We start from the raw sequence: 23,773 nt of genomic DNA, 5'->3' as shown, positions 1-23,773 counted from the left end.
ACATGGCGGGCGGATCGCGTGCGATCACGCGGGGGGATGTTTAGCCGATGACCACCGAACTCGTCTCCTTCGAGCCAGCGACCGGCGCGGAACTGTGGCGCGGCGCGCTCAGCGATGTCGATGCCGAAGTCGCCGCGGCGCGCGGCGGCTGGGCGAGCTGGGCGGCGCGCGCGCTCACCTATCGCATCGAAACGCTGCGCCGTTTCGCCAATGTCGTGCGCGCGCGCAGCGATGCCTTCGCCGATCTGATCGCGCGCGAAACCGGCAAGCCCTTGTGGGAAGCGCGGACCGAGGTGGATTCGGTGATCGCCAAGGTCGATATCTCGGTCAGCGCCTATGCCGAGCGCACCGCGCAGCGGCGGCTCGATTCGCCGATGGGCAGCCGCATGGCGCTGCGCCACAAGCCGCATGGCGTGCTGGCGGTGCTGGGTCCGTATAATTTCCCCGCGCATCTGCCCAACGGGCATATCGTCCCGGCGCTGCTCGCGGGCAATGCGGTGGTGTTCAAGCCATCGGAGAAAACGCCCGCCACCGGCCTGTTCCTCGCCGAATGCCTGCGCGAGGCGGGGGTGCCCGAAGCGTGCATCCGCGTCGTGATCGGCGGGCCTGAGGAGGGCAAGGCGCTGGCGATGCACGACGGGATCGACGGCCTGTTGTTCACCGGCTCCGCCCGCACCGGCCTCGCGCTCAATCGCGCCTATGCCGAGAAGCCGGAGAAGATCCTCGCGCTCGAAATGGGCGGCAACAACCCGATCGTGGTGTGGGATACGCCCGATCTGTGGCAGGCGGCGGTGCTCATCGTCCAGTCCGCCTTCACCACCGCCGGCCAGCGTTGCACCGCGGCGCGGCGGCTGATCGTCGACGAAAAACTGTATGAGCCGCTGATCGCGGAGCTGAACACGCTGATCGCGCGGCTGATCGTCGATGAGCCGTTCGCCAGCCCCGCGCCGTTCATGGGGCCGGTGATCGACAATGATGCCGCCGATCAGTTGAGCGAAAGCTTCCTCGCGCTGCTGATGAAGGGCGGTCGCCCGATCCGCCACCTCGAACGCCCGGTGGAGGGGCGCCCGTTCCTGCTGCCGGGCCTGATCGACGTGACCGGCGTGCAGGGCCGCCCGGACACGGAATTGTTCGGCCCGGTCCTTCAGGTATCGCGCTGCGCCGATTTCGACGCGGCGATCAACGAGGCGAATGACACGCGCTACGGCCTGTCCGCCGCGCTGATTAGCCAGACGCCGCAATTGTTCGATCGTTTCTGGGCACGCGCGCGCGCTGGGATAGTCAACTGGAACAAGCCGACCAACGGCGCCTCCTCCTCCGCGCCGTTCGGCGGCATCGGCTGGTCGGGCAATCACCGCCCGAGCGCCTTCTACGCGGCGGATTATTGCGCCTATCCGGTGGTGAGCAACGAGGCAGACGCCGCGCGCGCAGCGATCGGGATCGGCCTGCGCGACGGCTGAGCACAAACAAGCCCCCCTTGAAGGGAAGGGGTTGGGGTGAGGCAATCACGAGCGCCGGTCTCGGTGAGACAACCCCCACCCCCTGCCCCTCCCCTGAAGGGGAGGGGAAAGGTTTGAACGCGGCGTTTACCTGCCGCCCGCCTTCACCCAGGCGTCGATCTTCTGCTCAAGCACCGGCATCGTCAGCGCGCCGGTATCCAGCACCTGCGCATGGAAGGCGCGCGGATCGAATTTGTCGCCCAGCGCGGCTCTCGCCTTGGCCTTCGCCCCTGAAATGGTGAGCTGGCCGATCTTGTATGCCAGCGCCTGCCCCGGAATCGCGATATAGCGCTCCACCTCGGCGGTCGCGTCGATCTTCGCCATCGGGGAATTGTCGAGCATATAGCGGATTGACTGATCGCGCGTCCAACCCTTGGCGTGGATGCCGGTATCCACCACCAGCCGCATCGCGCGCAGCATCTCGTCGTTCAGCCCGCCCATCCGCTGATAGGGATCGGTTTCCATGCCCAGATCGTGCCACAGGCTTTCGGCATAAAGCCCCCAGCCTTCCGCATAAGCCGTATTCCCGCCAAACCGCATGAAGGCGGGCAGCGCGGTATTTTCCTGCGCGATGCTGATCTGGAAATGGTGCCCCGGCACCGCCTCGTGCAGATATAGCGTCTCCATCTCCCACATGTAGCGCGAGGGGAGATCATAGGTGTTGTAATAGAAGATGCCGGGCCGCGATCCGTCCGGCGTGCCGGGATTGTACGAGCCGCCCGCCTCGGTCTTCTCCTTGTACGCGGGCACGGGGCGGATTTCGAGCGGGGTTTTCGGGATCAGCGAGAATTGCTCGCGCACGCGCTGATCGACGCGCTTGCCGATCGCCTCATAACCGTCGCGAAGCTGCGCGGCGGAGGTCGGCTGGAATTGCTTGTCGGTGCGTAGAAAGGTGAAGAAGTCGGCCAGCGTGCCCTTGAAGCCCACCTTGTCCTTCTGCGCCTCCATCTCGGCGCGAATCCGCGCGACTTCCCTCAGGCCGAGATTGTGAACATCCTCCGCCTTCAGCGGCAGCGTGGTATTCGCTTCGATCAGATAGCTGTAGAGCTTCGCGCCGCCGGGCATCGCCGACAGGCCAACGCTGTCGCGCGCATGGGCAAGATATTCGTTGGCGAGGAAATCGCGCATCCTTTTGTGCGCCGGGATCAGCACGTCGCGGATTTGTGCCGCATAGGCTGTGCGCAGCCGCGCCTGATCGGCGGCGGGGATCGTATCGGGGAATTTCTTTACCGGCGCGTAGAACACCGATCCCTCGACCCCCTGATTGATGAGATTGTCGAACTGCTCGATCATGTTGCGCACGACCAGCTTGGGCTGAACGATATTCGCCTTCTCGCCTTCCCTGAACAGCCCGATCGCGCGATCGAGCACCTGGGCATATTCGCGGTTGCGCGTCAGGTTGTTCTCGTAATCGGCCAGCGTCTTGAACGGGGCGGCGCCCTGCCCGGAAGCGAAATCGGGATAGAAGGTCTGAAAGCCGTAGAAATGATCGAGCGGGCGCAGCTTCTGCAATCGCAGGATATCGGGCGCATAGCCGCGCAAGACCACGTCGGTCTGGTTCTCGAACACGTCATAGGCGATCTGGTCGACATGCGTTAGCTTCGCCCGGTCGATCCGCTTCAGCGCGGCAAGATCGTCTTCATCCGCCTTCTTCTCGGCATCGTAATAGGCATCGGTCAGATAATTGCCGAGATGCGCGGCATAGCGCAGGTCGCCACGAAAGATGCCGTTGACCGGATTGCGCCTGAGGCTCGCCTCGTCGCTGTCGTGGAACAGCTTCTTGAGCGCGGCGTCCTCCGGCCCGTCCCCCGGCAGCGGCGCGGGCGGCGGGACGGTCTGGGCGGCGGCGATCGCCGGAACGGAGCCCGCGAGAAGCAGGGCGGCAAGCAATAGGCGCAAAAGCGTGATCCTCATCCTCGAAGTGTGCCAGCCGAATATAACACTTCTTCGGTAGAGAAAAGCTGGTCTAGGCCGGGGCCAAGCATCGCTGCTTTGCGGTGGCCGCCGCCGCGCGCCATCTGCCGTGCCATCATGGCAAGCCTTCTCGATCCGGACGCGCGCGGTCGCGTCATCCTTGTCGGCGCCGGCCCCGGCGATCCGGGGCTGTTGACGCTGCGCGCCGCCGATGCGTTGCGGCAGGCGGACGTTGTGGTCCACGACGGCCTGATTGACCCGCGCGTGCTCGATCTCGCGCCGCCGAGTGCGCAGCGCATCTCGGTCGCCAAGCGCCGCGCGCGCCACACCGTGCCGCAGGAGGGGATCAATGCGCTGATCGTCGCGCATGTGAAGGCGGGCAGCGTCGTCGTGCGGCTGAAGGGCGGCGATCCCTTCATCTTCGGCCGCGGCGGCGAAGAAGTCGAGGCGGTGCGCGCCGCGGGCCTGCCGGTGGAGGTGATTCCCGGCGTGTCGGCGGCGCTCGGCTGCGCGGCGGAAGCGATGCTGCCGCTCACCCATCGCGATCATTCCAGCGCGGTCAGCTTCGTCGCGGGCCAGTGCAAGGGGCTGACCAAACAGGACTGGTCCGGCCTTGCCGGCCAGGGCCGCACACTCGTCATCTACATGGGCGTCGCCACCGCCGAGCAGATCGCGGACAAATTGATGGCCGATGGCGTCGCGCCGGACATGCCAGTCGCGGTGCTGGTGAAGGGCACGCTCCCCGGCAGTCGCGCGCTCAAGACGTTGCTCGCCGATCTCGGCCCGATGATGGCGCGCGAGGAGGTCGAAAGCCCCGCGATCATCGTCGTCGGCGAGGTGGTCGAGCTGAGCGACGCCCAAGACAAGCTCGCCCGCTGGGCGCGGTTTTCGTTTGCCGACGCGCCGGAAGGCGCATCGGACGGCGCCGGCCCGCTCCCCCACCCGGCCACCCACGAAAGTATCCTTGATGGGCGGTCGGGTGGGGGAGCGGGCCGGCGCCGCGATCAGAAAAGTGCGGAGACATTTGCGTGAAGTTACTGACCGGAAACGACCTGCCCACCGGCGATGTGATCTGGTGGACCGGCAGCGAATGGTCGCGCCACGTCGAGGACGCCGCCGATGTCGGCGATCAGGGCGAAGCGATCCTCCAGGCGGAGGAAGGCGCGCGCCACGTCAACGGCCCCTATCTGATCGACGCCACCGCAACGCCGGAAGGCCCGCGCCCGGCGCATATCAAGGATCGCATCCGCGCGCTCGGCCCCACGGTGCGCCCCGATCTCACGCTCAAACCCGCCGATCCCGATGTCGGCAACTGGGTGATCTGATGTACAAGTACGATCAATATGACCAGGCGATCGTCGATGCCCGCGTCGATGAGTTTCGCGATCAGGTCCGCCGCCGCCTCGCGGGGCAGATCACCGAGGATCAGTTCAAGCCGCTCCGGCTGAAGAACGGCCTCTATCTCCAGCTCCACGCCTATATGCTGCGCGTCGCCATTCCCTATGGCACGCTCAACAGCCGGCAGATGCGGATGCTGGGGCATATCGCGCGCAAATACGATCGCGGCTACGGGCATTTCACCACGCGCCAGAACATCCAGTATAACTGGATCAAGCTGGAGGACGCGCCCGACATCCTCGCCGAACTGGCGACGGTGGAGATGCACGCGATCCAGACCTCGGGCGAGAGCATCCGCAACCTCTCATCGGATCAATATGCCGGTGCGGCGGCGGACGAGATCGCCGATCCGCGCCCCTGGGCCGAGTTGCTGCGGCAGGCGACCACCTTCCACCCCGAATTCAGCTATCTGCCGCGCAAGTTCAAGATCGCGGTGACGGCGGCGGACGAGGATCGCGCCGCGATCCGGCTGCACGATATCGGGCTGAAGCTGGTGCGGAACGAGGCCGGCGAGCTTGGCTTCGAGGTCTATATCGGCGGCGGCATGGGGCGCACGCCGTTCGTCGCCCCGCTGGTCCGCCCGTTCCTCCCCGCCCGCCACCTGTTCTCCTATCTGGAGGCGGCGCTGCGCGTGTGGAACAGCGGCGGGCGCCGCGACAATATCCACAAGCAGCGGATCAAGATCCTCGTCCACGATCTCGGCCATGAGGAATTCACCCGCCGCGTCGAGGCGGAGTGGCAGCATATCCTGAACAACGGATCGGATGTGCCGCTGGCCGAATTCGATCGCATCGCGGCCCATTTCACCCCGCCGCCGTTCGAAACCGGGCTTTCGGACGAACTGGATCGCAGCGATCCCGATTTCGCGCTGTGGGTCGATCAGAATGTGAAGCCGCACAAGGCGCCGGGCTATGCCATCGTCAACATCAGCCTGAAGCCGGTTGGCGGCATCCCTGGCGATGCCTCGGCGGAGCAGATCGACCTGATGGCCGATCTCGCCGAGCTTTATTCGTTCGACGAGTTGCGCGTCACCCACGGGCAGAACATCGTCCTGCCGCACGTCCGCAAGGCCGATCTCCATGCTTTGTGGCGGACGCTCGACGCCGCCGGGCTGGCAACCGCCAACCTCGATCTCATCAGCGACATTATCGCCTGCCCCGGCCTTGATTATTGCAGCCTCGCCAACGCCCGCTCGATTCCCGTGGCGCAGAAGATCGCGACGCGTTTCGCCGATCTGGGTCGCCAGCGCGAACTGGGCGAGCTGAAGCTCAAGATATCGGGCTGCATCAACGCCTGCGGCCATCATCACGCCGGGCACATCGGCATCCTCGGCGTCGATCGCAAAGGCACGGAGAATTACCAGCTCCTGCTCGGCGGATCGGGCGCGGAGGACGCCAGCCTCGGCAAGATCACCGGCCCTGGCTTCAACGAGGACGGGATCGTCGACGCGGTCGAGCGCGTCACCGACAAATATCTCGCCATGCGCGAGGAAGGCGAACGCTTCCTCGACACCTATCGCCGCGTCGGCTTCGAACCGTTCAAGGAAGCAATCTATGGCTGATCCCTTCCCCGCCGATCTGCGCTTCCGCGACGACGAGCCGACCGAGGAACCGGCGGTGACGCTCGACGCGTTCCTCGATCAGGCCGATTCCTCGGCTGTCCGGCTGGAGGCGGGGGAGGATGCGCGCGCGCTGCTGCCGCATCTCCACCACATCTCGCTGATCGAGGTGGATTTCCCGCGCTTCCGCGACGGGCGTGGCTATTCCTCGGCGCGCATCCTGCGCGAGGCGGGCTATAAGGGCGAGCTGCGCGCGGCGGGCGACGTGCTGGTCGATCAGATGGATCACATGCGCCGCTGCGGGTTCGACAGCTTCGCCCCCAACGCGCCGATCGACCCGGAGGTGTTGCAGGCGACGCTCGATCGTTATGCCTTCCGCTACCAGTCCGCCGCCGATGCCGCGGTGCCGGTGTGGAAGCTGCGCCATGGGTGAAGCCGCCCGCGTGCTCGACACGATCGACGTAACGCCCCCCTTCGCCGCCGCCGACGCGACGGCCTATGAGGCGCGGTTCGCGGGCGTGTCGACGCAGGACATGCTGGCGGAGCTGCTGGCGGGCGAACTGAAGGGGCGGATCGCGGCGGTATCCTCGTTCGGCACCGAATCCGCGGTGCTGCTGCACATGATCGCGCAGGTCGATCGCGATGTGCCGGTGATCTTCACCAATACGCAGAAGATGTTCGGCGAAACGCTGGAGTATCGCGACGAGCTTTCCGAGCGGCTCGGCCTCACCGATCTGCGCGTCTATCGTCCCGATCCGCGCCTGCTCGCGGCGAAGGATGCCAACGGTCTGCGCTGGTCCTATGATCCCGATGGCTGCTGCGAGATCCGCAAGGTGGAGCCGCTGCGCCGCGCGCTCGTGCCGTTCGACGCGTGGATTTCGGGGCGCAAGGGCTTCCAGTCGAAAACGCGCGCCGGAATCCCCCGGTTCGAGATCGACGAAGGGCGGCTCAAGCTCAATCCGCTCGCGGATTGGGATCGCGCGCGGATCGAGGCCTATTTCGAACAATATGATCTGCCGCATCATCCGCTGGAGGCGGACGGCTATCCCTCGATCGGGTGCAAGCCATGCACCTCGAAAGTGCTGCCCGGCGAAGACCCGCGCGCGGGCCGCTGGCGCGGTTGGGACAAGGTGGAATGCGGCATCCATCTGCCGACCAAGCCCGGCGAGGAGCCGGTGTTCTGACGAACGCGGGTTGCGGCCCAATTTCAGGGGAAGGCACAATGCCACGCGAAAGCATCACGGGCCTGGGATGGGCGCTTACCGCCACGATCTGGCTGCTCGCCGGGCTGATGGTGCTGAGCACGTTCGTCGGCGGCTGCCTCCCGGCGTCGGGCGACGCCTGCCCCACCGGGGACGAGCGCATGACGACATTGCTGTGGATCATCGCCGCCGCGCTGGCCCTGAACCTCAGCGTCGCGACGCTGGTGGCATATCTGCGGCAGCGCGACGCGCGCGACCGGAAACGGCGCTGATTCCCACCCTTCCCGCTCGATAACCGTTGCCGGTGTCTCGCCGCCATCAACCCGGAATATGCGTGCGACACTCGCGGCGCTGATCGACCCGGTCGGGCAAGCCCGGCGCGCGCGTGAGGATCGACAGATCGCGGCAGGCCCGCGCGCCGACGCGATCGGATGGCCCCGCAACCACGAAACCGCCCTCGCCCGACGTTCCGGCGCTCCATTCCTGCATCTCGCCCGAACGCAGCGCCGCCTCGATCGCGGTCGCGCGGCTGAGCCTTGCCGCGCCCTGATCGGGCGTGGCGGCGATCTCGGCCTTATCCGCGATCGCGGTTGCCGCCGGTTCGGGCGCGGGCGCTGCGCGATGCGCATGTCGGGCGGGCGCCTTGTTCGCGCGATGAATCGTCGTCATCGGCGCGCGATCGGGCACGGGGAGGCTGACGACATAATCGCCCTTCACCGGCACCCCGGTCGCGGCAAGCGCGATCCCGCCCGCCCCCACGCAGAGCAGTGCGGCCAGGCCAGTCGGATACCAGTTCCCGAAGCGACGGCGACGCGCGAGCGGCTTGCCGCCCCCTTGCCCGCCATAGCGATGCTCCTCGCGGACGATATGGAATGCGCCGAAACTGATCGTGGTTCGGCGGAGGACATGCACGACCGGCACGTCATGGGGCAATTGCGACCGCCGATCATAACTGACGCTCACCAGACACCTCCCACGCTCGACACAAACCGGCGACGCGACTCGTTGTATGCCTTTGCCTGACCCGCCGTAAGATCACCCGCCGCCGCCCATGTGGCAAGGGCAAAGCCCCGCGCGTGCGCGATCAATACGCCGTCCCGTCCTTGCGCATATATCGCCCGCTGGCGCCATCGAGCACGAGATCAATATCCGGATAATGACATGTCGTGGTTTCGGGCCGGCTCCACACCACGAAAACGCAGCCGCCGGCGCCGCCGATCAGATGATGGCCATTGCCGTCGCCCTTGGGAAAGGCAACGCAATCGCCCGCCGCGAGCGCGGTTTCACCGGCATCGTCGATCAGTGTCGCCGCGCCGCTCAGCATGACGAGGAACTCATCCTCCCCCTCATGCCAGTGGCGCTGGCTGGACCATGCCCCCTCCGCCAGCTCGACATGGCTGACGTGGAAATCGGTGATCCCGCCCGCGCCATCCAGCCGGCGATAGACGCGCCCGTCGGCGGCCCGATCGAAGGGTGCCGGATAGCCGCTGCCGGTCTCCCTTGGAATCGCTGCGAGATTGATCCGTGGCATCCAGCCCCTCCCTTCAATAGCCGGCATAGTCGCTGAAGCGGGTGATCGTCGGATCGAAACGCAACACCACCTTGCCAGTGGAGCCGTGGCGCTGCTTGGCGACGATCAGTTCGGCAAGACCGAACACGCGCTCCATGTCGCTTGCCCATTTGGCGTGATCCTCGAACACGCGGGTGTCGTCGCCCTCCATCGGGCGCTTCGGCTCCTTCTGCCCGACGTAATAATCCTCGCGGAACACGAACCACACCATATCGGCATCCTGCTCGATCGAGCCGGATTCGCGAAGATCGGAAAGCTGCGGGCGCTTGTCCTCGCGCTGCTCGACCGCGCGGCTGAGCTGGGAAAGCGCCAGCACCGGCACGTTCATTTCCTTCGCCAGCGTCTTCAGCCCGCGCGAAATCTCCGAGATTTCCTGCACGCGATTGCCGTCGCCGGTCTTGCCGCTTCCGGTCAGCAACTGGAGGTAATCGACCACCACCAGCCCCAGCTCATTATTGTGCCGCCGCTGGAGCCGGCGCACGCGGGTGTGCAGGGCACTGATCGAAAGCCCGCCGGTATCGTCGATGAACAAGGGCAGGTTTTCGAGTTCCGCCGCCGCCGTCGCGAGCTTTTCAAACTCCGCGCGGCTGATCTTGCCCATGCGCAGCGCTTCCGAACTGATCCCCGATTGTTCGGCGAGAATGCGCGTCGCAAGCTGATCGGCGGACATTTCGAGGCTGAAGAAAGCGACCTTCGCGCCAACCGACTGCGATGGCGGAATGCCGTCCTCCATGTCGCGCATCCAGCGACGCGCCGCATTGAAGGCGATATTGGTGGCGAGCGAGGTCTTGCCCATGCCGGGGCGCCCGGCGAGGATCATCAGATCCGAATGGTGCATACCGCCGATCTTGGAATTGACCGAATCGAGACCCGTGGTGACGCCCGACAGGTTGCCGCCCGAATTGAGCGCGCGCTCCGCCATCTTCACCGCCATGGTGGTGGCCTGAACGAACGTCTTGACGCTGTTTTCCGCCCCGCCATCGCCGGCGACCTTGAATAATTCCTCCTCCGCCGCCTCGATCTGCGCGCGCGGATTGACCTCCTCCGACGTGTCCATCGCACGATCGACCAATGTACGCCCGACCGACACCAGCGCGCGGAGCATCGCAAGATCGTAGATCTGCTGCGCGAACTGCCGCGCGCCGATCAGGCCCGCGCCCGATCCGGTGAGGCTGGCGAGATAGGCCGGGCCGCCCAGTTCCTTCATCCCCTCGTCCGCCTCGAACATCGGGCGCAACGTCACCGGGGTGGCGAGCATGTCGTTGCCACGCAGCGTCTTGATCGCGGCGAAGATGCGACCGTGCAGCGGCTCGTAGAAATGGGCGGGATCGAGCCGGTCGGCGATGTCGTCCGCCAGGCGATTGTCGATCATCATCGCGCCAAGCAACGCCGCCTCCGCCTCCACGTTGCGCGGCAAATGGATCGGCTCGGCGGGGTTCGCCGCCGGGTTCTGAAACGCGAGAGTGGCCATCGGGCAGCTTCTACCTTCCCGCCGCACCGCGCTCAAACCGGATTGCGACGAATGATGTGGATAGATTGTCGCGCGGCCCGTTCGCCTCTATCGCAACGACAATGGCCGATCCGCGGATCATTGATGTCGAGCTGGACGAGCGCACGATCCTGTGGCGCTCCGCCGATATCGAGCAGGAACGGCGGATCGCGATCTTCGATCTGATCGAGGGCAATCATTTCGCGCCGCAACGCGCTCACCCCGATGGTTATGCCGGCCCCTATCGCCTCGCGCTGTCGGTGGAAGAAGGCCGACTGGCGATGGCGATCCGGCGCGAGAACGGCACACCGCTGGAAACGCATATCATCGCGATGGGGCGTTTCCGCCGCCCGATCCGTGATTATTTCGCGATCTGCGACAGCTATTTTCAGGCGATCCGCCAATCGACCCCGCAACAGATCGAGACGGTCGATATGGCCCGCCGGGCGATTCATAATGACGCGGCGGAGCTGCTGAAAGAGCGGCTGACGGACAAGATCGAGGTCGATTTCGATACGGCGCGTCGCCTGTTCACGCTCATCTGCGTGCTGCACATCAAGGGTTGATATAATGTGGGGGTTGGGGCGTTTCGTGCTGATCGTGGCGGCGCTTGCGCTGGCGGGGGCCGCCGCGTGGCAATATGCGACGCACTGGCATCCGTCGACGGAACGCTATCCGGTGCAGGGCGTCGATGTCAGCGCCAGCGACGGGGAGATCGAGTGGAACGCGGTATCCGCGGCGGGTGCCGATTTCGCCTATCTGGTGGCGACGCGCGGCGCGAATGAGCGCGATCAGGCATTCGAAACGAACTGGCGCAGCGTGGAGGCGGCAGGGATGCGGCGCGGCGCGATCCACGTCTATTCGTTCTGCCAGCCGGCGCGCGAACAGGCCAATGCGTTCAACACCTTCGTGCCCGCCGATGCGGGCGCGCTGCCGGTGGCGATCGACATCGGCTACGATCCCGGCTGCGCGATCCGCCCCGAGCGCGACGCTCTGCTCGCGGATTTGCGGCTGCTCGCCGCCACGATCGAAGCGCATATGCGCAAGCCCGTGCTGCTGCGCATCGCGCGCGCGGTGGAATCGGATTATGATATCAGCGCCGCTTTGCCCCGCAATCTGTGGGCGAGCGGCAATTTCATCGCGCCCTCCTATACGGCCAGGCCGTGGCGGATGTGGCGCGCCAACGACATGCGCCGGGTCGACGGGATCGACGGCCCCGCCAATTGGGACGTCGCCGCTCCATGACTGACCGCAACGCGCTGATCGCCGCCGCCCGCGCCGCAGCACTTCACGCCCACGCCCCCTATTCGCGCTTCGCGGTCGGCGCCGCGCTGCTGATGCGCGACGGATCGTTGGTGACCGGCGCGAACTTCGAGAATGCGAGCTACGGCCTGTCGCTCTGCGCCGAGACGGTCGCGGTGGCGAGCGCCAGCGCTGCGGGCCGGCTGAACGATATCGTCGAAGTCGCGGTGATCGGCGGGATGATGGACGCGCATGGCACGCCAACCGGCACCGGCACGGTCAATCCGTGCGGCCGCTGTCGTCAGGTGCTCAACGAGGCCGCGCAAATGGGCGGCCGTGACCTGATGGTCCATTGCGGCGCGGCGGAGGGCGATGCGGTGGTCACCTACCGCCTCTCCGAACTGCTCCCCGATGCGTTCGGCCCGGCCGATCTCGGCATCGCGCCGCGACCGGCCGGCTAAGCCGTCATTCCGGCAGAGCGTTGGCGCTGGCGTCACCCAGATCGGAGCCGCCATCGACGTTCAGGATCGTGCCGGTGATATATTTCGCCTCCGCGCTGGCGAGGAAGATCGCCGCATCGGCGATATCCTTCTTCGCGCCATAATCGCGCAGCGCCAGCCGCCCCTTGATCTGCTGCTCGCGCGCCGGATCGGCGAGCCGGCGCATCCCCTCGGTATCGCCGATCGGCCCCGGCGAGATCGCGTTGACCCGCACGCCCGCCGGCCCCCATTCGAGCGCGAGGCATTTGGTCACCATGTTGACGCCCGCCTTGGCCGCGCAGGCATGGATCTGGAAGCTCATCGGATGAATCGCCTGCCCGGCGGTGATCGCGATCAGCGACGCGCCCGGCTTCACGATATGGTCCCAACTCGCGCGGAACACGTTGAACGTGCCGAGCAGGTCGATATCAACCACCGTTTTGAAGGCATTGGCGCTCAGCTTCGTCGCGGGCGCGAGGAAATTGCCCGCCGCGCCGGAGATCAGCACGTCGATCGGCCCGTGCGCCGCCACCGCCTGCGCATAGGCGGCCTCCAGCCCCGGATAATCGCGCACGTCGCACGCGATCCCCAGCGCCTCGGCGCCCGCATCGCGCAACTCCTGCGCCGCTGCCTGAATTTTCTCCTCGCTGCGGCTCAGCACGGTGAGCTTCGCGCCTTCCGCCGCGAACCCGTGCGCGATCCCGAGATTGATCCCGCTGGAGGCACCCGCCACGAATACGTGCTTGCCCGCGAACCGCTTTGTCATGCCTAATCCTCTCTACGATCTTTTCGCGATCGCCGATGGACAAAGGAGAGCGGGATTTCAAGCCGGCGGCGTCGCGCCTGTTGGTACGGGTGGTCGGACTCGAACCGACAATCTGTTGCCAGAGGCGGATTTTGAGTCCGCTGCGTCTACCAGTTCCGCCACACCCGCATGTCGATCAGCGTTCAGCCGCCTGCAATCGAACGAGGCGAGCCTATAAGAGAGCTTTTCCGGTATTTCCAGACAAGAAGTGATGCCCGGCCATGGCGCGATCAACGATAATTTCGCGCCGGGCGGGAACGCGGCTCGTCCCCGCGCCGTCGCCGCGACTGGCATTCCGCCCCCAAGAAAATCGCGTTTCCCCTGTTCGCCGGTCAGCGGAACAAACCGTCGATATATTGGGCGCCGATCCCCACGCGATCGTAATGCGCGCGGGCATCGGCGATATAATCGTGAACGTCATAATGGCCGACGCTCTCGCCATTTTCATCGAGCCAGATCAGCGGCCCGGTAACGATGAACATGATCTTGGTCGGCACGCCGGTGTCATATGCGACGAGCGTGTGGCCCTCGCCGGGGCTCTCGTAAACGAAATCCCCGGCGCTGGCGGTCCAGTCATGCTCCAGATAGCCCCATTGGCCCTGGATCGTATAAGCGAACACCTGATGCGGATGATAATGCCGGTTCACGAGGCCGGCCTCCTTCGCCATCAATATGTCGGCCCACATGTTCCGCTGCGGCGATATCCACAGCGGACGGGAAAAGACCGTCGGGCTGAGTGGAAAATAGTAACGCTCGTCATCCGTGGCCGCGTCAGGAATATAGGTTTCCGGCATCGCATCCGTGCGGAATACCCTCGCGATCGGCGGGATATCCTTCCAGAATTCGCTGGTCGCGGCCCTGGACATGACGCGTTACTTTATCTTCGCCAGTTCGGCCTGAACCTGCTTGAGCAGATCATCGGTGATGCTGCCCTGGCTCATCGGCGCGAGCTGGCTCAGCGTCATCGTCTTGAACTGGTCATAGGCCGGATGGCCGAGCAATTGCGGCATCAGCTTGTCGATCACCGCCTTGCTACGCGGATCGCCCGCGAGTGTCTCGATCGAGCTGCCGTCAACCGTGAAGCCGGCCTGTGCCGCCGGCGCGGCGGCGGGAGCGGTCTGGGCAACCGCCGGCGCGGCGAACGCCATCATCAACGCCAGTGCAACAATCTTCTTCATCTACCCTCTCCTCCTCTGAAAATCAGCGATGCGCGGCAACAGCCGTCACCTCGAATTGCAGCGACGGCCCGGCAAGTCCTTCGACCACCACCAGCGTCTCGGCGGCGCGAGGCTGCTTGCCGCCGGCGAGCTTAGCCAGCGCCTTGCGGAAGTGCGCGCGCACCGCATTGGCATCGTTGCCCTTCTTCACGTACATCTTGTATTTGACGAGATCGGCGGTGGAAAGGCCCGCTGCGCGCAACGAAGCGTCGATCTTGCGCGCGGAGGCGTCCACCTGTTCCATCACGTCGGGCGAAACCTTGCCGCCCTTGTCGAAATCCACGCCCTCCATGCCGGCGACGAACACCAGCGAGCCGGCCTGCACCGTCTTGGCGATATCCATCGGCATTTCGGTGAACGGCACGCGCTTCAGCGTGGCGGGATCATCCTTGCTGGCGATGGCGTCGATTTCCAGCAGGAAGCCCGGCACCGCCATGCCATCAACCACCACCAGCGTGCCGACGCTCGGCTGCTCCTTCAGCCCCGGCGAATATTTGCGCGTGGCGGCGTGAAACTTCTCGATCACGTTGATCGGATCGGTGCCGCGCGTGACGTAGAGATTGTGTGAAATCATGTTGCCGACCGAAAGGCCGGCCTTCTTCATCGCGCCATCCAGCTTGGCGACGATCACGTCGATCTGCTCGTCGATGCCGGGAACAAGCTTGCCGTTCTGGAAATCCATCGCTTCCAGCCCGGCGGTGAATACCACCGGCCCGGTGCCGATCGTCTCGACAATTTCCTTCGGCCCGAAGGTGAAGGGGATACGCTTGAAATCGGCGGTCTTGCCCGGCCCGGCGAACAGATCGACCGCGACCAGCGTGTTCTTGTCAGCGAATTCGGGCACGCGGACGATCGTGCCCACGCTGGGCAGCCCGACCAGGCTTGGCGCGAGCTTGCGCGCATCGGCATGGAAACGGCCAAGCACGTCCATCGGCGAGGCCGCGCCATCCTTCAAATAGATGGTGTGCTGCATCATATTGCCGATGCCGCCGGCCCCCGCCTTGCGTAGCCGGGCGTCCATCGTCTTCACGATCTCATCGACCTGATCGAGCGCGCTGCCGTGCGTGCCGACCGCCGCCGACGGGAAGACGAGCCCCCCGGCAGCGACCACATCGGGGGCCGCAACGGCGGCGGGCGCCTTGGCCGGCTTGGGGGCGGCGAGCGCGGGGGCGGCGACACAGGCCAGCAGCATACCGAACGCGAAAGTCTTGCGCATTGTCCTTCGTTCCCTTGCAGATATTGTTCCAGGTCAAATAATTTCCGGCGCCATCGTCAGCGTGGAATGATCGGCAGCAGCACATGGCTTGGGTAGCGCGCGGAATGGAGCACCTGCTGGTGCGCGATCGCCATCCGCGTTCCGGTCGCCGGGTCTTCCCCGGTGTTGAGATTGCGATCGAAGCGCGGGAAATTGCTGCTCGTCACCTCGATGCGGATGCGGTGTCCCGGCAGGAAGGCGTTGCTCGACGCCCACATGTCGATATCATATTCATAAACCTTGCCCGCCTCGATCGGCGACGCGGGGGTTTCCCTGCCCTTGCGATAACGCGCGCGGATGATGCCATCCTGGATGTTGCGCGCGTAGCCGCCGGGATCGACATCAATCAGCCGCACCACCCAATCGGTGTCCGGCGCGGAGCTTGCCGCGTAAAGCTTCGCGCGGATCGGCCCGCTGACCTCCACGGTCTTGTCCAGCACCGGCCCGGTGAACACCAGCACGTCTCCCCGCTTCTCGATCGAGCGATGATCGTGCGCGCCCGACGGCACCGACGAGCAACAGATGTTGCCCCCCAGCGTTGGCACCGGATTGGCGGGATCATAGTCATAACGATCATCATCGGCGCCGGTCGGCTTGACGGTGGAGAGCGTTCCGTCGCCGTCCGCCGTATTCGCCTTGCCGCCGCTCGCCAGATAATATGGCGTGTAGCGGGTGCGCTTGAGCGGCCATTCGTTTTCGGCGCGCCACTTGTTCTCGCCCATCACGAAGATGCGCACCGGCGGATCCTTGTCGGCGCCGTTATCCACGCCTTTCAGCCAGTGATCGTGCCAGCGCAGATAAAGCAGATTGCCGTTGAGATCGGCATCGGCGCCATAATCCACGTCATCGGCTGTCGCCATGCCGCCGAAGCCGCCCTTGCGCGGCGCGACCGTCTTGAAATGCGTCCACGGGCCGATCACGATCCGCTTCTGCGTGCGGGCGAGCGCGGTGCTGCCGCCATTCTTGATCGCGGCATGATCGCCAAGCGCACCGCGCAGGAAGATGTCGTACCAGCCGCTGACCACCAGCGTCGGGATGCCGATCTTCGCGGCATCCTTTTCGAAGCTGATGCCGTTCCAGTATGAATCCGAGCGCAACGGATGCGCCAGCCAGTCGCGATAGGGCTGATCGACCTTGTACGCCGCCGAATCCGCCGTGGCGAGCGGCAGGTGCGCATAGGCTTCGGGCTTCGTGAAAGCCCCGCCGCCGTCAGTCGTGCGGTCGTGCACCGTGCCCGCGCCCCATGGCAGCGAGAAACCGAGGATGAACGCCCCGTCGCTATAGACCCATTGGTTGTAGATATCGGTGGTGGTCACATCGGTCGCCACCGCTTTCAGCGCGGGATGGCCGCCGATCGCCTGCGTCAGCCCGGTATAGCCGAGGTAGGAGCCGCCCAGCGTGCCCAGCCTGCCGCTGCTCCACGGCTGCGTCGCGGCCCAGGCATCGGTATCGTAACCATCGCGCGCTTCATGCCGATAGGTGTAATAATCGCCGCCGGAGGCGAAACGCCCGCGCACATCCTCGTTCACCACGACATAGCCGCGCTCGGCATACCAGGTGGAGTTCTGGATCTCGTCGGGCGACGCCTTGTTATAGGGCGTCCGCAGCACGATCACCGGAAACTTGCCCGGCGCGTCGGGCCGATAGACATCGGCGGCGAGCTTCACCCCGTCGCGCATCGGCACGGGAACATTCTTCTCGATCACCACCTTGTAGCGCGCGTCGGACAGGCCGGGCTCGCCCTTCTTCGCCCAGTCCGGGCCCTTGAGCGGCTCCGCCACGCCCATCGACGCCGTGCCGAGCAACGCGACGAGAACCAGATTACGGACCTTCATCGACATCCCCTCCCCCAACAATTTCGCGCGCCGTTCACCCGGCGCGATTCATCATCCTGACAAGCCGCGTGAGCGTATCGAGCACCGGCACCGGCACGCCGTGCGCCGCGCCACGTTCGGCGAGTTGGCCCGCGATCGAGTCGATCTCCGTCGCGCGCCCGGCGAGCACGTCCTGCAACATCGACGGCTGGTGTGGCCCGTGCTCGCGCCAGGCATGGTCGATAATCGCGCGCACTCGCGCCTGATCCACCGCCACGCCGCACGCCGCCGCCACCGCGAAGGCTTCACCCAGAATCGCCTCGGCGAGCGGTCGTCCGTCCGGGTGGCCCGCCATCCCGCCCACCGTTTGCCGGGTGAGCGCGGCGACCGGATTCATCACCGTGTTGAAGATCACCTTTTCCCAGATCGCGGTGGCGACCTCGGGATCGGCGTGCGCTTCGATGCCGGCCTCGCCCAGCGCGGCGGCGATCCGATCCAGCGCCGGGTCCACCGCGCCGGACTGGCTCCACAACCGGACATGGCCCTTGCCGTGCGAGCCGACATGCCCCGCCCCCTTCAGGTCCGCCGGCACGTCGGTCATGCCGATCGCGACGGGCACGCCGGGCAAGGCGGCGGCGATCCGTTCGCCGGTGCCCAGCCCGTTCTGGAGCGTGAGCGCCCATGTTCCGGGGCCGACGAGATGCGCCGCGGCGGCAAGCGCGGCGGCGGTGTGATAGCCCTTGGTGAAGACGAGCAGCAAATCGACCGGCCCGGCGAACGCATCCGCCGTCCCCGCCGTGATGGCGCGGACGACAGACACGCCCTGGTCCAGATCGAGCCGCAGCCCATCGCGATTGATCGCGGCGATGTGCGGCGCGTTCACGTCGACGAGCCGCACATCATGCCCCGCGAGCGCGAGCCTGCCGCCGAACAGGCTGCCCATCGCCCCGGCGCCGATCACCGCGATCTTCATGGCTCCTCCCCGCTCGAACCGATCAGCGCGGCGGCTGCGTCGGCGCGGGCTGCGGCTGGCGCTGATTTTCGAGCGACAGCGGCGAACCCGCGGATGAGGAATTGGCGGCCGCGCTCGGATCCATCCCCTTCGTCGAGTAGCGATCGGTATCCGCCTGCGTCCATGGCCGCCCGGTCACCGGATTGGGATAGGGGAATGGCGGCACATAATGGCCCGGATAGGCGTCATAAGGCACCGATTGCGGCGCATCAGGCGGGAAATCCTTGCTCGGCCCGTTGTTGCCGAACGACGATTGCGCCCAGCCCTTGTCATATGGCGTGAAATAGGTGCCGTACCAGCGCATCATGCTGAACTTCCACACGCCGTTTTCCTTGACGTAGCCGATGTCATAGGTGCCCTCGGCCCACAGCCCCATCTTCTGCCACATGCCGATCTGGATGAAGGCGCGCCAGCGGCCCGTCGCGGTCTTGCCGTCGGGCGCGACGTTGGTGACGCCCTGAAGCACCATATGGTTTGACAGCTCACCATCCGCGAGCCCCATATGGTTGCGCCCGATCACCTTGGTGAACAGCGTGTCGACGCCCTTCGCGCCCTTGTAAACGCCGCGCCCCGATATCTCGACGACCGCATTCTTCGAGAACAGCGGGACGACCTCGCCCCACACCTTCTTGTCGATATAATAGCCGTAGGCGCGGGTGAGGTTCTCGATCGCGGCGCGATCTTCCAGCAGCGTGACGCGCTTCTCCAGCGCGGCGATGCGGGCGTCGACCCCCTTGGCCGATTGCGCCGACGCCGGAAGGGCTGCCACCGCACTTGCCACGATCGCGCCGGCAACCCCCGCGCGCATCCAGGTCTTGATGTTCATCATCGTCTCTCCGATCACTGTACGGGCTTGGGGGCTGGCGCGGGCGGCATCGCCGATCCCGGCTGGATCGGCGGCCCGGCGGGGGCCGGCGACATGCCCGTCGTCGAATATTTCCGGCTTTCCTCTATCGTCCACGGCTTGCCCGTCACCGGGTTGGGATAGTGGAACGGCGGTACGTAATGCCCCGGATAGACATCGTACTGAACCGATTGCGGCTCGTCCGGCGGCGCATCCTTGCTCGGCCCGTTGTTGGGCCGCGCGCCCTGCGCCCAGCCCTGTTCATAGGGCGCGTAGAACGTCGCGTAGAAGTGCATGTCGCTGAACTTCCAGACGCCGTTTTCCTTCACATATTGATTCTCGTAAGTCCCCTCGGACCAGATGCCGAACATCTTGTGCTGGCCGATCTGAACGAAGGCGCGCCAGCGGCCTTTCGCCGTCTTGCCGTCGGGCGCGATATCGGTGACGCCCTGCAGGATCATGTGATTGAACAATCCGCCGGGGCGCAGGCCGATCTGCCCGCCGCCCATGGATTGCAGGAACAGGCGCCGCACGCCTTCCTTGCCGCGATAGACGCCGCGCCCGGCGATCTCGACCCGCGCGTTATCGGAGAACAGATCGGCGATCTCGTTCCAGATCTGCTTGTCGACATAATAACCGTAAGCGCGCGTGAGATTTTCGATCGCCGCGCGATCCTCCAGCCGCTCGACTCGCGTTTCCAGCGCGGCGAGCTTGCGCTCCGCGGCGGTCTGCGCGGTTGCGGCTGGCGCACCCGTTACGGCCACCATCGCGGCGGCGATGAGCGCGCTCCTGCCGGCGTTGCGCAACGAAAGCGGCGATTCGGCCATCAGTTCCTCCCTCATGAATTCCGGCTTCGGGCCGGCGGTCGTTACGCGATCGCTACCAGCAACGAACGCAACAAACAAGTTTGATCTCACACTAGTTTCTGTTAGGCTCGTTCCAACGAGAATAGCGACGGCGGGATTTCCGCCAGGCAGAATAAGGTTCGGGGGAGGCGAATCGTGATTCAACGCGATGCTTTGAAATCACATCGCCTGCCAGGCGAACAGACGGGCAACGATCGTGGTCGCGCCCGGTGCAGGATCATCAAGGGAGGGATGCCGATGAACAATATGCTGAAATTCGCAGGCGCCACGTTGTTGGCCGTCTCCGCGCTGCAACCGCTCGCCGCCGCCGAGCCGAAACAGGGGCCGAAACCGACCAGCGCGCCGGTGCAGAATCTGCCGGTGCTGAGTTCGGCGGGTGTGCAGGCGGTGATGAACGCCGCAATCACCAAGGCGGCGTCGAACGGCTGGGGATCGTCGATCGCGGTGGTCGACAATGCCGGCAAGCTGCTCGCCTTCCATCGCACCGACGGCGCGCCGATGGGCACGATCGACACCGCGCTCGGCAAGGCCAACACCGCGATCATGTTCAAGGCGCCCACCTCCATGATTAGCCAGATGGTGGCGCAAAGCGCGGCGATGGCGACGATTCCCGGCGTCGTCGCGGTGCCGGGCGGCTATCCGATCATGTATAACGGCCAAGTGATCGGCGCGATCGGCGTCAGCGGCGGCATGGCGGGCGAGGATGATATCATCGCCAAGGCCGGAATGGACGCGCTGCCGGGCGGGGCGGGCGCCGCGAAATGAGCAAGTTCGCCGCCGGGCACCGCGCCGATCCCGATATCGGCCCGGATTTCGATATCGGACGGGCGATAGATGCAGGGCGGTGGAGCGGCTATCAGAAGCTGGTCCTCCTCCTTGTGGGATGCGCGGTGATCTTCGACGGGTTCGATAACCAGTCGCTCGGTTTCGCTGCGCCCGCGATCATCCGGGATTGGGGCATTTCCAAGGAAATGCTGTCGCCGGTGATGGCGATCGGCCAGTTCGGCATGATGTTCGGCGCCGCGCTCGGCGGCATGATCGGCGATCGCTTCGGTCGCAAGGCGGCATTGGTCGGCAGCGTGCTGACGTTCGGCGTGCTGACCGGCTGCATCGCCTTTTCGAACAGCCTGTTCGTGATCGGCGCGTTGCGACTTGTCGCGAATATCGGGCTTGGCGCGGCCTTCCCCAATGCCGCCGCGCTCGTTTCGGAATATACCCCCGCGCGCAACCGCAGCCTCGGCGTGACGGCGAGCATCGTCTGCGTGCCGCTCGGCGGCGTGGTGGGCGGGCTGATCGCGGCGCAGGTGCTGCCGATCTTCGGCTGGCGCATGTTGTTCGCCGCGGCGGGCGGCGCGACGCTCACGGTCGCGCTGCTCCTTTTCCTGTGCCTGCCCGAATCGACCCGCTTCCTGCTGCGCCGCCACGGCGACACCCCAAAACTGCGCAGGTTGCTCGCGCGGGTCGGCCTGGACGTTCCCGCCAATGCCCGGCTGGTGGATATCGCCGAGCAGGATGAAGGACAGCACGGCAAGTCTCCCCTCGCCGCGCTGTTCTCCGGCGCGTGGCGGCGCGACACGATCGCGCTGTGGGCGGCGTTCGGGGCCTGCCTGTTCGCGGTATATACCGCGTTCAGCTGGTTGCCGACGATGTTGTCCGATGCGGGCTTCGATCTCGCCTTTTCCAGCCAGGGCCTCACCGCCTTCAACATCGGCGGGGTTATCGCCGCGCTGACCGGCGCGTGGCTGATCGGGCACAAAGGCTCGAAGGCGCCGATGGTGGTGATGGCGATCGGCGGCGTGCTGGGGGCAGGCGTGTTGCTCACCAACCCGCTCGATCCCGCCGGATCGCGCCTCGTGCTTATCCTGATCCTCGGCATCGAGGGCGCGTTCATCAACGGCGTGCAGACCACGCTCTATGCGCTCGCGGCGAATGTCTATCCCACCGCGATCCGCGCCACCGGCGTCGGCAGCGCGACCAGCGTTGGGCGGATCGGCGCGATCGCAAGCTCGTTCGGTGGCGCGCTTGCGCTCCACGCGCTCGGCGCGAGCGGGCTGAGCCTGATGCTGCTCGTCGCGATGGGCGCCACCGCGATCGCGCTGATGAGCGTCCGCCGCCATTTCCAGCCTGCACATTCCAACGGAGTTTGATGATGACCGTCCAATTGCTGATCGACGGCGAAAGCGTCGCCGCCACCGGCAATGCCACGTTCGACCGGCTCGATCCCGCCGGCGAAGGCGTGGCGACCACTGCCGCCGCCGCGACACTGGAAGACGCGCGCCGCGCCTGCGACGCCGCCGGGCGCGCCTTTCCCGCATGGTCGAAGATGGGGCCGAACGCCCGGCGTGACCTGCTGTTGCGCGCCGCCGACGCGCTCGCCGCGCGGGCGGATGAATTCGCCGCGCTGATGCGGGCCGAAATCGGCGCGACGCGCGGCTGGGCCGCGTTCAACGTCAAGCTCGCCGCCGGGATTTTGCGCGAGGCCGCCGCGATGACGACGCAGATTTCCGGCGAGGTGCTCCCGTCCGACAAACCCGGCACGATCGCGCTCGCGGTGCGGCAGGCGGCGGGCGTCAGCCTCGGCATCGCGCCGTGGAACGCCCCCGTGATCCTCGCGGTGCGCGCGATCGCGATGCCGCTGGCGTGCGGCAATACGGTGATCCTCAAGGCCTCCGAAATCTGCCCGGCCACGCATCGGCTGATCGGGCAGGTGCTGCATGACGCCGGGCTGCCCAAAGGCGTCGTCAACGTGCTGACCAACGCGCCCGCCGATGCCGGGGCGCTGGTCGAGGCGCTGATCGCCCACCCGGCGGTGCGCCGCGTGAACTTCACCGGATCGACCAAGGTGGGCCGGATCATCGCCGAAGTCTCCGCACGCCACCTGAAGCCCGCGCTGCTCGAACTGGGCGGCAAGGCGCCGTTCGTCGTGCTCGACGATGCCGATCTGGATGCTGCGGTCGATGGTGCGGCGTTTGGCGCGTTCATGAATCAGGGCCAGATTTGCATGTCGACCGAGCGGATCGTCGTCGACGCCAGGATCGCCGACGATTTCGCCGCGCGGATGAAGCGCAAGACCGAAAGCCTGCGCGCGAGCGGCGCGGATGATGGCGCCGCGCAGCTCGGCACATTGGTGAGCTGCGCCGCCGTCGCGAAGGTGAACGAGCTGATCGCGGACGCCGTGAAGCATGGCGCGACATTGCTTGCCGGCGGCGCCAGCGACGGCCCGGTGATGCAGCCGGCGGTGCTCGATCACGTCACCCCGGCGATGCGCATCTATGCCGAGGAATCGTTCGGCCCCGTCGTCACCATCGTCCGCGCGAGCGGCGACGACGCGCTGGTGGAGATCGCCAACGACACTGAATTCGGCCTCTCCTCCGCCGTGTTCGGTCGCGACATCCGCCGCGCGCTTAACGCCGCGCGGCGCATCCAGTCCGGCATCTGCCACATCAACGGGCCGACGGTGCATGACGAAGCCCAGATGCCGTTCGGCGGCGTCAAGGACAGCGGCTACGGGCGCTTCGGCGGCAAGGCGGCGATCGCCGAATTCACCGATCTGCGCTGGATCACCATCGAGGACGAGCAGCATTACCCGTTCTGACCAGCCCGACGGCC

General features: G+C 66.0%; 25 protein-coding genes and 1 tRNA gene. 13 read left to right on the top strand and 13 right to left on the bottom strand.

Annotated features, from left to right (window positions below; all coding sequences use genetic code 11):
• Nucleotides 1–47: 47 nt before the first annotated feature.
• Nucleotides 48–1,460, top strand: a complete 1,413-nt coding sequence (gene astD, locus Q0316_RS05965; RefSeq protein WP_298670625.1) for a succinylglutamate-semialdehyde dehydrogenase — start codon at nucleotides 48–50, stop codon at nucleotides 1,458–1,460.
• A 126-nt stretch (nucleotides 1,461–1,586) separates the two neighbouring features.
• On the opposite strand, the gene Q0316_RS05960 is transcribed toward astD, so the two are convergent.
• Nucleotides 1,587–3,413 (bottom strand): DUF885 family protein, encoded by a 1,827-nt coding sequence (locus Q0316_RS05960; RefSeq protein WP_298670624.1) that lies wholly within the window; start codon nucleotides 3,411–3,413, stop codon nucleotides 1,587–1,589.
• A 117-nt stretch (nucleotides 3,414–3,530) separates the two neighbouring features.
• Between Q0316_RS05960 and cobA the strand changes: the two genes are divergently transcribed.
• From cobA to Q0316_RS05930, 6 genes are read left to right on the top strand one after another with little or no spacing between them, the layout of a single operon-like run.
• On the top strand, nucleotides 3,531–4,445 hold the full coding sequence (gene cobA / locus Q0316_RS05955) for a uroporphyrinogen-III C-methyltransferase (RefSeq protein WP_367179643.1): 915 nt from the start codon (nucleotides 3,531–3,533) through the stop codon (nucleotides 4,443–4,445).
• Complete coding sequence (locus Q0316_RS05950) at nucleotides 4,442–4,738, top strand: DUF2849 domain-containing protein (RefSeq protein WP_298670623.1); 297 nt, start codon at nucleotides 4,442–4,444, stop codon at nucleotides 4,736–4,738. The genes cobA and Q0316_RS05950 overlap by 4 nt, the downstream gene beginning before the upstream one ends.
• Nucleotides 4,738–6,372 carry a nitrite/sulfite reductase gene (locus tag Q0316_RS05945; RefSeq protein ID WP_298670622.1) on the top strand — a complete coding sequence of 545 codons (1,635 nt, stop codon included), beginning with the start codon at nucleotides 4,738–4,740 and terminating at the stop codon, nucleotides 6,370–6,372. The genes Q0316_RS05950 and Q0316_RS05945 overlap by 1 nt, the downstream gene beginning before the upstream one ends.
• Nucleotides 6,365–6,802 (top strand): DUF934 domain-containing protein, encoded by a 438-nt coding sequence (locus Q0316_RS05940; protein WP_298670621.1) that lies wholly within the window; start codon nucleotides 6,365–6,367, stop codon nucleotides 6,800–6,802. The genes Q0316_RS05945 and Q0316_RS05940 overlap by 8 nt, the downstream gene beginning before the upstream one ends.
• Nucleotides 6,795–7,553, top strand: a complete 759-nt coding sequence (locus Q0316_RS05935; protein WP_298670620.1) for a phosphoadenylyl-sulfate reductase — start codon at nucleotides 6,795–6,797, stop codon at nucleotides 7,551–7,553. The genes Q0316_RS05940 and Q0316_RS05935 overlap by 8 nt, the downstream gene beginning before the upstream one ends.
• A gap of 38 nt (nucleotides 7,554–7,591) precedes the next feature.
• Entirely contained in the window at nucleotides 7,592–7,843 is a 252-nt protein-coding gene (locus Q0316_RS05930) for a hypothetical protein (protein WP_298670619.1), read from the top strand.
• Between the two features lie 46 nt (nucleotides 7,844–7,889).
• Here Q0316_RS05930 and Q0316_RS05925 read toward each other — a convergent pair whose 3' ends face one another.
• The 3 genes from Q0316_RS05925 to Q0316_RS05915 form a co-directional block, all read right to left on the bottom strand.
• Nucleotides 7,890–8,534, bottom strand: a complete 645-nt coding sequence (locus Q0316_RS05925) for a hypothetical protein (protein ID WP_298670618.1) — start codon at nucleotides 8,532–8,534, stop codon at nucleotides 7,890–7,892.
• Between the two features lie 121 nt (nucleotides 8,535–8,655).
• Nucleotides 8,656–9,102: a cupin domain-containing protein gene (locus Q0316_RS05920; RefSeq protein ID WP_298670617.1), complete on the bottom strand. Its 447-nt coding sequence runs from the start codon at nucleotides 9,100–9,102 to the stop codon at nucleotides 8,656–8,658.
• Nucleotides 9,103–9,115: 13 nt separating this feature from the next.
• Entirely contained in the window at nucleotides 9,116–10,612 is a 1,497-nt protein-coding gene (locus Q0316_RS05915; RefSeq protein ID WP_298670616.1) for a replicative DNA helicase, read from the bottom strand.
• Nucleotides 10,613–10,713: 101 nt separating this feature from the next.
• Between Q0316_RS05915 and Q0316_RS05910 the strand changes: the two genes are divergently transcribed.
• Genes Q0316_RS05910 through Q0316_RS05900 form a run of 3 tightly spaced genes read left to right on the top strand, consistent with a single transcriptional unit; the run spans nucleotide 10,714 to nucleotide 12,333 of the window.
• On the top strand, nucleotides 10,714–11,196 hold the full coding sequence (locus Q0316_RS05910) for a UPF0262 family protein (RefSeq protein WP_298670615.1): 483 nt from the start codon (nucleotides 10,714–10,716) through the stop codon (nucleotides 11,194–11,196).
• Nucleotides 11,197–11,200: 4 nt separating this feature from the next.
• On the top strand, nucleotides 11,201–11,875 hold the full coding sequence (locus Q0316_RS05905; protein ID WP_367179642.1) for a glycoside hydrolase family 25 protein: 675 nt from the start codon (nucleotides 11,201–11,203) through the stop codon (nucleotides 11,873–11,875).
• A complete protein-coding gene (locus Q0316_RS05900; protein WP_367179641.1) occupies nucleotides 11,872–12,333 on the top strand; it encodes a cytidine deaminase in 462 nt (153 codons plus the stop codon). The genes Q0316_RS05905 and Q0316_RS05900 overlap by 4 nt, the downstream gene beginning before the upstream one ends.
• A 4-nt stretch (nucleotides 12,334–12,337) precedes the next feature.
• Here the strand turns inward: Q0316_RS05900 and Q0316_RS05895 are convergent, their stop codons facing one another.
• From Q0316_RS05895 to Q0316_RS05855, 9 genes are all read right to left on the bottom strand, one after another.
• Nucleotides 12,338–13,117, bottom strand: coding sequence for an SDR family oxidoreductase (locus Q0316_RS05895; protein WP_298670613.1), 780 nt, complete (start codon nucleotides 13,115–13,117; stop codon nucleotides 12,338–12,340).
• An 81-nt stretch (nucleotides 13,118–13,198) separates the two neighbouring features.
• Nucleotides 13,199–13,285, bottom strand: a tRNA-Leu gene (locus Q0316_RS05890).
• Between the two features lie 203 nt (nucleotides 13,286–13,488).
• Nucleotides 13,489–14,022: a 2,4'-dihydroxyacetophenone dioxygenase family protein gene (locus Q0316_RS05885; RefSeq protein WP_298670612.1), complete on the bottom strand. Its 534-nt coding sequence runs from the start codon at nucleotides 14,020–14,022 to the stop codon at nucleotides 13,489–13,491.
• Nucleotides 14,023–14,028: 6 nt separating this feature from the next.
• A complete protein-coding gene (locus Q0316_RS05880; RefSeq protein ID WP_298670611.1) occupies nucleotides 14,029–14,334 on the bottom strand; it encodes a hypothetical protein in 306 nt (101 codons plus the stop codon).
• Between the two features lie 22 nt (nucleotides 14,335–14,356).
• Entirely contained in the window at nucleotides 14,357–15,589 is a 1,233-nt protein-coding gene (locus tag Q0316_RS05875) for a RidA family protein (RefSeq protein ID WP_298670610.1), read from the bottom strand.
• A 56-nt stretch (nucleotides 15,590–15,645) separates the two neighbouring features.
• On the bottom strand, nucleotides 15,646–17,463 hold the full coding sequence (locus Q0316_RS05870; RefSeq protein ID WP_298670609.1) for a CocE/NonD family hydrolase: 1,818 nt from the start codon (nucleotides 17,461–17,463) through the stop codon (nucleotides 15,646–15,648).
• 34 nt (nucleotides 17,464–17,497) lie between these two features.
• Complete coding sequence (locus Q0316_RS05865; RefSeq protein ID WP_298670608.1) at nucleotides 17,498–18,415, bottom strand: 2-dehydropantoate 2-reductase; 918 nt, start codon at nucleotides 18,413–18,415, stop codon at nucleotides 17,498–17,500.
• A gap of 22 nt (nucleotides 18,416–18,437) precedes the next feature.
• Nucleotides 18,438–19,280 (bottom strand): nuclear transport factor 2 family protein, encoded by an 843-nt coding sequence (locus tag Q0316_RS05860; protein ID WP_298670607.1) that lies wholly within the window; start codon nucleotides 19,278–19,280, stop codon nucleotides 18,438–18,440.
• A gap of 14 nt (nucleotides 19,281–19,294) precedes the next feature.
• On the bottom strand, nucleotides 19,295–20,125 hold the full coding sequence (locus Q0316_RS05855; protein ID WP_298670606.1) for a nuclear transport factor 2 family protein: 831 nt from the start codon (nucleotides 20,123–20,125) through the stop codon (nucleotides 19,295–19,297).
• Nucleotides 20,126–20,401: 276 nt separating this feature from the next.
• Between Q0316_RS05855 and Q0316_RS05850 the strand changes: the two genes are divergently transcribed.
• From Q0316_RS05850 to Q0316_RS05840, 3 genes are read left to right on the top strand one after another with little or no spacing between them, the layout of a single operon-like run.
• Nucleotides 20,402–20,929, top strand: a complete 528-nt coding sequence (locus Q0316_RS05850) for a heme-binding protein (RefSeq protein WP_298670605.1) — start codon at nucleotides 20,402–20,404, stop codon at nucleotides 20,927–20,929.
• Nucleotides 20,926–22,311 (top strand): MFS transporter, encoded by a 1,386-nt coding sequence (locus tag Q0316_RS05845; protein WP_298670604.1) that lies wholly within the window; start codon nucleotides 20,926–20,928, stop codon nucleotides 22,309–22,311. The genes Q0316_RS05850 and Q0316_RS05845 overlap by 4 nt, the downstream gene beginning before the upstream one ends.
• Complete coding sequence (locus Q0316_RS05840; RefSeq protein WP_367179640.1) at nucleotides 22,311–23,759, top strand: aldehyde dehydrogenase; 1,449 nt, start codon at nucleotides 22,311–22,313, stop codon at nucleotides 23,757–23,759. Before Q0316_RS05845 ends, Q0316_RS05840 begins: the two co-directional genes overlap by 1 nt.
• Nucleotides 23,760–23,773 lie beyond the last annotated feature (14 nt).

Origin of the sequence: uncultured Sphingomonas sp., from assembly GCF_937871615.1 — a bacterium.
Lineage (GTDB): Bacteria > Pseudomonadota > Alphaproteobacteria > Sphingomonadales > Sphingomonadaceae > Sphingomonas.
Note: the sequence above shows the minus strand (reverse complement) of the source record. Positions and strands in the feature narration are given on the sequence as shown.